6 protein-coding genes are annotated in these 6,166 nt (G+C 45.9%); 3 read left to right on the plus strand and 3 right to left on the minus strand.

All coding sequences use genetic code 11. From position 1 onward, the window contains the following. Positions 1–154 precede the first annotated feature (154 nt). The 3 genes from EKM76_RS12520 (at position 155) to EKM76_RS12530 (ending at position 2,842) form a co-directional block, all read left to right on the plus strand. Entirely contained in the window at positions 155–1,453 is a 1,299-nt protein-coding gene (locus tag EKM76_RS12520) for a DnaB-like helicase C-terminal domain-containing protein (RefSeq protein ID WP_125550939.1), read from the plus strand. Positions 1,454–1,475: 22 nt separating this feature from the next. Further along, positions 1,476–1,673, plus strand: a complete 198-nt coding sequence (locus tag EKM76_RS12525) for a hypothetical protein (protein ID WP_125550940.1) — start codon at positions 1,476–1,478, stop codon at positions 1,671–1,673. Positions 1,674–2,188: 515 nt separating this feature from the next. Then, complete coding sequence (locus EKM76_RS12530; protein ID WP_125550941.1) at positions 2,189–2,842, plus strand: hypothetical protein; 654 nt, start codon at positions 2,189–2,191, stop codon at positions 2,840–2,842. A 725-nt stretch (positions 2,843–3,567) separates the two neighbouring features. On the opposite strand, the gene EKM76_RS12535 is transcribed toward EKM76_RS12530, so the two are convergent. From EKM76_RS12535 to EKM76_RS12545, 3 genes are all read right to left on the minus strand, one after another. Next, positions 3,568–4,605 carry a LysM peptidoglycan-binding domain-containing protein gene (locus tag EKM76_RS12535; protein ID WP_125550942.1) on the minus strand — a complete coding sequence of 346 codons (1,038 nt, stop codon included), beginning with the start codon at positions 4,603–4,605 and terminating at the stop codon, positions 3,568–3,570. Between the two features lie 158 nt (positions 4,606–4,763). Continuing rightward, positions 4,764–5,585 (minus strand): DNA/RNA non-specific endonuclease, encoded by an 822-nt coding sequence (locus EKM76_RS12540; protein ID WP_125550943.1) that lies wholly within the window; start codon positions 5,583–5,585, stop codon positions 4,764–4,766. 29 nt (positions 5,586–5,614) lie between these two features. Beyond that, positions 5,615–5,944 (minus strand): hypothetical protein, encoded by a 330-nt coding sequence (locus tag EKM76_RS12545; RefSeq protein ID WP_225417947.1) that lies wholly within the window; start codon positions 5,942–5,944, stop codon positions 5,615–5,617. Positions 5,945–6,166 lie beyond the last annotated feature (222 nt).

A 6,166-nucleotide genomic window follows, 5' to 3' on the forward strand; every position in this document is an offset into this window, starting at 1 on the left:
CGAATAGATCTTTTCTCTTCACGATGCATCTTCACAATGCTGGCTTTAAAATCATCTTGATATCGTTTCATTGGAATGCTCCTATCTTGTTTTATTAATTATGGCACAACTGTTCAGAAATTTATGTACCAAATACTAGGATAGGAGCAATTATTTGTTACATCATCCGGAAGCTATCAAAACAGTGACCATCGACGCTGAATGGTTTGGCGTTAAGAGTTGTCGTCAGTTTATTCAATTTATGGTGGCTGAACCGGGGCCGTACCGTAATTGGATCGAGATTCAGCGTCGGTTCAAGGCCGCTTACCCGTTAGCGTTTGAGGATCATGAGTGGCAGGCTTTTGAGCAACCGTTTGATGCCGAAAGTATTTTTGAAGATAGTTTACAGACGTTGCATTTTTGGTATGTGCAGGGTAACGCACAATTGGCGGCTCAGGCGTATTTCATCGTGCCTAGCGCAGAGAATTTAGCGGAATTGCAGACGCAAAGTCAGTTGTTAACGGTGTTGAATCAGCCGAAGTTACCGACGCGCAGCCTGCAGGAGCATGGGCAAGATATGTTGCAAGCGTTGGCGCATCCGCAAGCTAGCGGTATCCACACATTTTCAAATGTGGATGCGGTGCTCAATGGCGGCCTGCGCGGTGGCGTTTTATGGACGATTGGCGCTCGACCTGGCATTGGTAAGTCTGCCTTTGCGGTCAACTTGATTCAGAATGCGCTGCGCCACGATGCTGACCTAGCGGTGGATCTATTTTCCTTGGAAATGACGGCGACCGATAATTATCAGCGGACGGTTGCCTATCAGACTGGGGTGGCGGTGGGTAAGTTTGCTAATCCGTACCAGATGTCGGCGGCTGAGAAGCAGCAGGTGCAGTCGGCGATTGGGCAGTTGGATCAGCAGCGGCTGCAATTGCACGATAAGTTATTGGTGCTACCGCAGATCATCAAGGTGATCCGCGACCATGCGCAACATGCGGATTCTGGCAAATATGTGGCGGTGATCGATTATTTGCAGATCATCAGCCTGGATCGGGTGGCGGCGCGGCATGATCGACGTCAAGAAATCGAAACCATCACCCGCGAGCTGAAACTATTGACTAACGAGCTGGATATTCCGATCATTTTATTTTCGCAGTTGAATCGTGAATTGGAAAAGCGTGTCGATCGTACGCCGCAGCTAGCTGATTTGCGTGAGTCTGGTAGTATCGAGCAGGATTCTAATGTGGTCAGTTTCTTGTATCCGGTGAGTACTGATGAAGAATTAAAGGCTGAGCGTCATTTGAATTTAATTTTTCGCAAAAATCGTTCCGGACGTTTGTCTGAGTTAGCGTTCACTTTTCAACCTAGTCAGATGCGCTTCACCCCGCAATTAGTTGCTGAAAATGAAGTTGTAGTCGGCGCTGGGCATGTAGCGATGCAGCAAGATGTGATTCCGCCGGAGATCCGGCATTAAAAATCTAGAGGAGGCTATTTACATGGTAGAAACAGTAACGGTCAGCGCGGCTAAAACGCATCTAAACAAGTTGGTGCGTGAATTGGATCGCGCGGATTCGGCGCTGGTGATCCGCAATATGCGGACCAACGATTGCGTCGTGGTGGTAGCGGCGCATAAATGGCGTCAGGAACTAGAAATGTTGTTAGGCTGTGAATTAACATTAGCGGAGAAGAGATAGATAAATAATACTTACTGATACTATGGGAGATAATTCGGCGTATGTGAAGCCTGAATGGGCAATTAATTTTGTACATCGCGCAGTAATTAATTGAAAATAAGAACAACTATATTATTATAAATGGCGGCAAATCGCGAAATTATCAATGCAAATGGTACTGAAGTGGAGGCTTTTAGAAGCAATTTGATTGCTGTATTGCCAGGCAAAGTAGGCCGGTAGTTCAAGATATCCTAAGCTGCCGCAAGCAGAAAGACTAGGTTATTTGTAGCTTTCGGGACAGGTATAGTGCTCAATTCTTTTATGAATTGAGCTTTTTTGTCTTTGCGGATAAACGGGTACGACGGTTGGTTAAAGAACGTTTTTCCAAGTCATTCATTTCTACTGCAAAAACTCAAAAAAATTCTTTGTATATAAGCGCTAACTTGTGTATGATTAGATTAATCGTATGTGAATATTTCTTTATAAAATATGACGGCGATGTTGGATGACTATACTTGAGTACGAGGATCAGCGATATGGAAGAAATAGCGACAGTAAAATTTTATTTTTGGGCGGATCAGAAAGATCAGTATTGTGAACAATTAACTGATATTTCGCGTATTTATTTTGATACAAAACTTGATCAGGCTAAATTAGCGACGCGTTATGCAGACCAGCAGACGCCTGATTTTCTGGATATTGAGACCACAACACATTTATATACGCATATTTTAATGTTAGCGCAGCTCTGGCAGCAGCAGGTCGCCGATTTCGTTCAACATCAATTAACCCAACAGAAAATAATCGGTGCTGCACTTAATTATCGTTTGGTGACACGTTTTTTGAGTGTTGCATTGACCGCAGATGAGACGCAGAAAATGGATGTAGCCGCACTGCAGCAATTACATGACTTAGCTGCAGTGATCAAAACAGGTAACGATCGGGCAATCCAGCGTTTGCGCAAATCGCGGGCTGACTTTTTCCAAATAACGCATGATCCGCGCGACTTTTCTGGTCGGATTGGACCACAGATCGATATCTTCGCAGCGCTTTATGCTAACCATGCGGTATTAAAACTCAGCGAGCTGGATCTGCTGAATTTCATTAATTCGGCGAAGAATTTCTGGCAGCAGGCACCTGAAACGCTAGCGGTCGATCGGGAAACTCTGCTGGCAATGGTAGCTGAATAATAAAAATGAATTGATCGTTAAGCACGCTGGATATGAATTTGTCCAGGTGCTTTTTTTATTTTTGTATTGCCAAATTAACTTGTTGATAACGTACATAAAAATGGTTCAGGTAATTGATTTTGATCGATAAAAAAATTTTGCCTAGGTTAAACCGGCGAGAATATAAAAAACGCAGCCAAGCATGGCTACGTTCATGATACAATATTTAAGTAAGGAAGTTCGGTGGTGGCAATCTTGTAAGAAAGAAGTGATGCCTATGTGCATCTATTCAATTAGAAAGGATTGCGCTTGTAATGGAGCTAATGCTAGCCCTGATCATTGCTTTACCAGCTATATTAAGTGGTATCGCAAAAGTGATCTTGGCTTGGGCAGAAGTAATCAAAGCAAGAAAAAAGAACCGCTAACCTTGGCCGGAAGACGGTTCTAAACCTGTAGTAAAGCCAGTGCCTTACTAAACTTACCACGGTTGACTGCCAACAGTCCGCCGTGGTTTTTCTATATTCAAATTATAGCACAAAATTTTTTTTATAGCTATTTGGCGAAAACAACTGTGTGTAAAGTTCAACGATTGTCGCCGTTCTTTGTGCATACAAAATCGATCCAGCGGCTAATAGGATTCCTTAGAATTATACTAGATAGTTTTAGGTGTTGAGCTAATAAAAGTAAAAAGAAGCACCGCGCCATTATGTTAACGGCGGCGGTGCTTCCCTCATAGTAATTATTTTCTATTGTAAAACATCGATATGGTTACCAGTAACGGCGCCGCCACGATCATGGACGACCGCCTCACCATAAGGCGTTTGGATATGCGTGCCAAAAGGAATGCTGCTATCAGCGGCAGCAATCAAATAACCGTCGGCATCGCGGCCAGTTGCGGTGCTAGTGCCGTCAGCGGTTACGCTGCCGTCACCCCAACCTTGTTCTGGCGTAGCGTTGTAGTAGGTAAACGAGTAGTTGCCATCAGCTGTTGCTGTTGAACTGGCGCTACTAGCAGCTGTGCTTGCTTGTGCACTAGCGGCGGCTTGGTTGGCGGCGATCGCGGCAGATTGTGCAGCTGCACTAGCTGCTTGCGTTGAAGCAATCACTTCAGCCTGGCTGGCAGCGGTGATCGAATCAGCGGCGGCTTGGCTAGCAGCGTTAGCAGAAGCAGTGGCTGCCGATTGCGCGGCGTCACTAACTGCTTGTGCAGAAACTGCAGCGGCGGATTGTGCGGCTGCATCATTGGCTGCTTGGGTCGCGGCGCTGGCGGCATTGGCAGAAGCAGTGGCCGCCGATTGTGCGGCGTCACTAGCTGCCTGTGCGGAAATAGTTGCCGCTTCGTTAGCAGCTTGAGTTGCGGCTGACTGCGCAGCGGCTTCATTGGCCTGTTGCGTTGCTGCGGCTTGTGCAGCCGCTTGGTTAGCCTGCTCGGTGGCAAGTGCTGCCGCTGCACTTGCTGCGTTAGCAGAAGCAGTGGCTGCCGATTGTGCCGCTAATTGGCTGTTCCAATCTGGGGTGGCAACGGTGCTGCTACTTTGTACCGCAGCATCGTCAGTTGGGATCGTTAATTTTTGGCCGATCAAAATAATTGGGTTTTCGCCAGTTAATTGGTTAGCGGCCTTGATTTGATCGACGGTAAGATTATATTCCTGTGAAAAGTCCCAAACGGTATCGTTAGCTTTAACGGTAACGGTTGCTGCATCCGCATTAGATGCGATAGCAGAAACACCAATAACGCTAAGTAATGTAGTCGCGCTAAGTAATAGAGCGTTCTTTTTTTGCATGCAAAAGTCCTCCTGATAATAAGTGAGCGTTTTCGTCATTAATAGTCTAACTTTAGCACGTAAATGTGCAGTTAACGTAACAATCAGATTACAATATGTAGCTTATATTACATTTAGATTACAAAAAGACAAAAAAGCCTGCTAATAACTGCCAGACTTTAAATCGTGGTATCAGGAACTTGTAATTCACTGACTTGGCTGGTGCCGGTGCTGTAGTCAAAAGTGAACCCTGGCTGGACATTGTAAATATAAACGTTAAAGTTTAAGCTGCCGTCGGTACTGAGCGCCTGTAACTGAACCCCGCGAGGCATTAGTTCGTCGCCGCGAAAAATAGCGTGCGGCTGGTAGAGTACTTTTTTACCGGCGCGCAACGCGGCCCGAATTTTAGTTTCATAAACGGTTTGCAGGCGCTGATTGCTGAACGCCGTTTGGGTGAATAAATTTTTCAAATTATTTTGATCGCCGCTTTGCAGATCAGGATCATAAGTGCCATCAAGGCTGATCCCCTTTGAGATCGAGTAGGCGACTAAATGGCCGCGGTTGAGGATCGCTTGGCGGCCAGAGAACTTTTGATGCCAGCCAGTGGGTTGCACCGTTTGCCTGACCCGCAGCGAATCATCGGCCACGTTGCGCTGCTCCAAATAGGCGGTGTTGGCGGTACTGGTGCGATTAAGCTTATCTAAATTGGCATAAATGACATGATTGGTTTGCCAATCGCTGGCAGTTAACGTTGATTTATTGTTGTTTACAGCAACAACGGCGCTTTCACCGGAATGATAATCAAGCGCAGCCAGCTGATTGGTGCTGGCGCTGGGTTGGCTATTAGTGTTGCTGGACGAACTTTGTGCGGTCGGCAATAGTGCTTGCGCGGATTGCCACAGACTTTGCGACTGACTGGAATTTAGGCCCAGCCAGCCACCGATCACGATCACGGCCAGTACTAGCAATGATCTAGTCTGTCTTTTTTTCCTTCTTTTCATGTAAAAACTCCTATATAATGCAGCTGAAATTAGCCCAGTAGGATCAAGTTCTTTTCAACGCGGAAGCCAAAGATGGCGTGTTCTTGACCCTGATATTCGACGTACATATAGCGGCGCAGTCGGTGTTGCCGCAGTAAGACTGACAGCTCCCATAACTGCAACGTTTGCCGCTTGGCCGCAGTTTCTAGAATGAGCTGGGGCTGGGTAACGTCGGCGGTATGTAAGCCGCTTAACTTAATGTATTGCACATGATCGACTATGCCGGTCCGCTTACCATGGCGGTTAGCGCCAAATTCATACAGCACCAAAAAATTCCGATTGACATCGGCGACCATGGCTAGAAAATCTGTGATCCGCATAAGGCATCCCTCGCTGTTAAAAAATAATCGAACGGCTGTTCTTATTTTAGCATGAAAATGAACTAAAAAAAAGCCCCAAATTGCAAGAACAAATTAGCCACACGATAAATCCTATTAAATCAGTATTTTCATTAATATTCATATTTTATGGATTTAACTTAACCGGCGGAAGCAGCAGAGAAAAGCTCTTTGGGTGTTTGATAGCCAGTTTGCCGGCGCGGT

Source organism: Loigolactobacillus zhaoyuanensis, from assembly GCF_003946385.1.
GTDB lineage: Bacteria > Bacillota > Bacilli > Lactobacillales > Lactobacillaceae > Loigolactobacillus > Loigolactobacillus zhaoyuanensis.

Coding starts and splice junctions, on each gene's coding strand:
- EKM76_RS12530 (WP_125550941.1), top strand. CDS start 2,189: ATGGAAGAAATAGCGACAGTAAAATTTTATTTTTGGGCGGATCAGAAA.
- EKM76_RS12540 (WP_125550943.1), bottom strand. CDS start 5,585: ATGAAAAGAAGGAAAAAAAGACAGACTAGATCATTGCTAGTACTGGCC.
- EKM76_RS12545 (WP_225417947.1), bottom strand. CDS start 5,944: ATGCGGATCACAGATTTTCTAGCCATGGTCGCCGATGTCAATCGGAAT.
- EKM76_RS12525 (WP_125550940.1), top strand. CDS start 1,476: ATGGTAGAAACAGTAACGGTCAGCGCGGCTAAAACGCATCTAAACAAG.
- EKM76_RS12535 (WP_125550942.1), bottom strand. CDS start 4,605: ATGCAAAAAAAGAACGCTCTATTACTTAGCGCGACTACATTACTTAGC.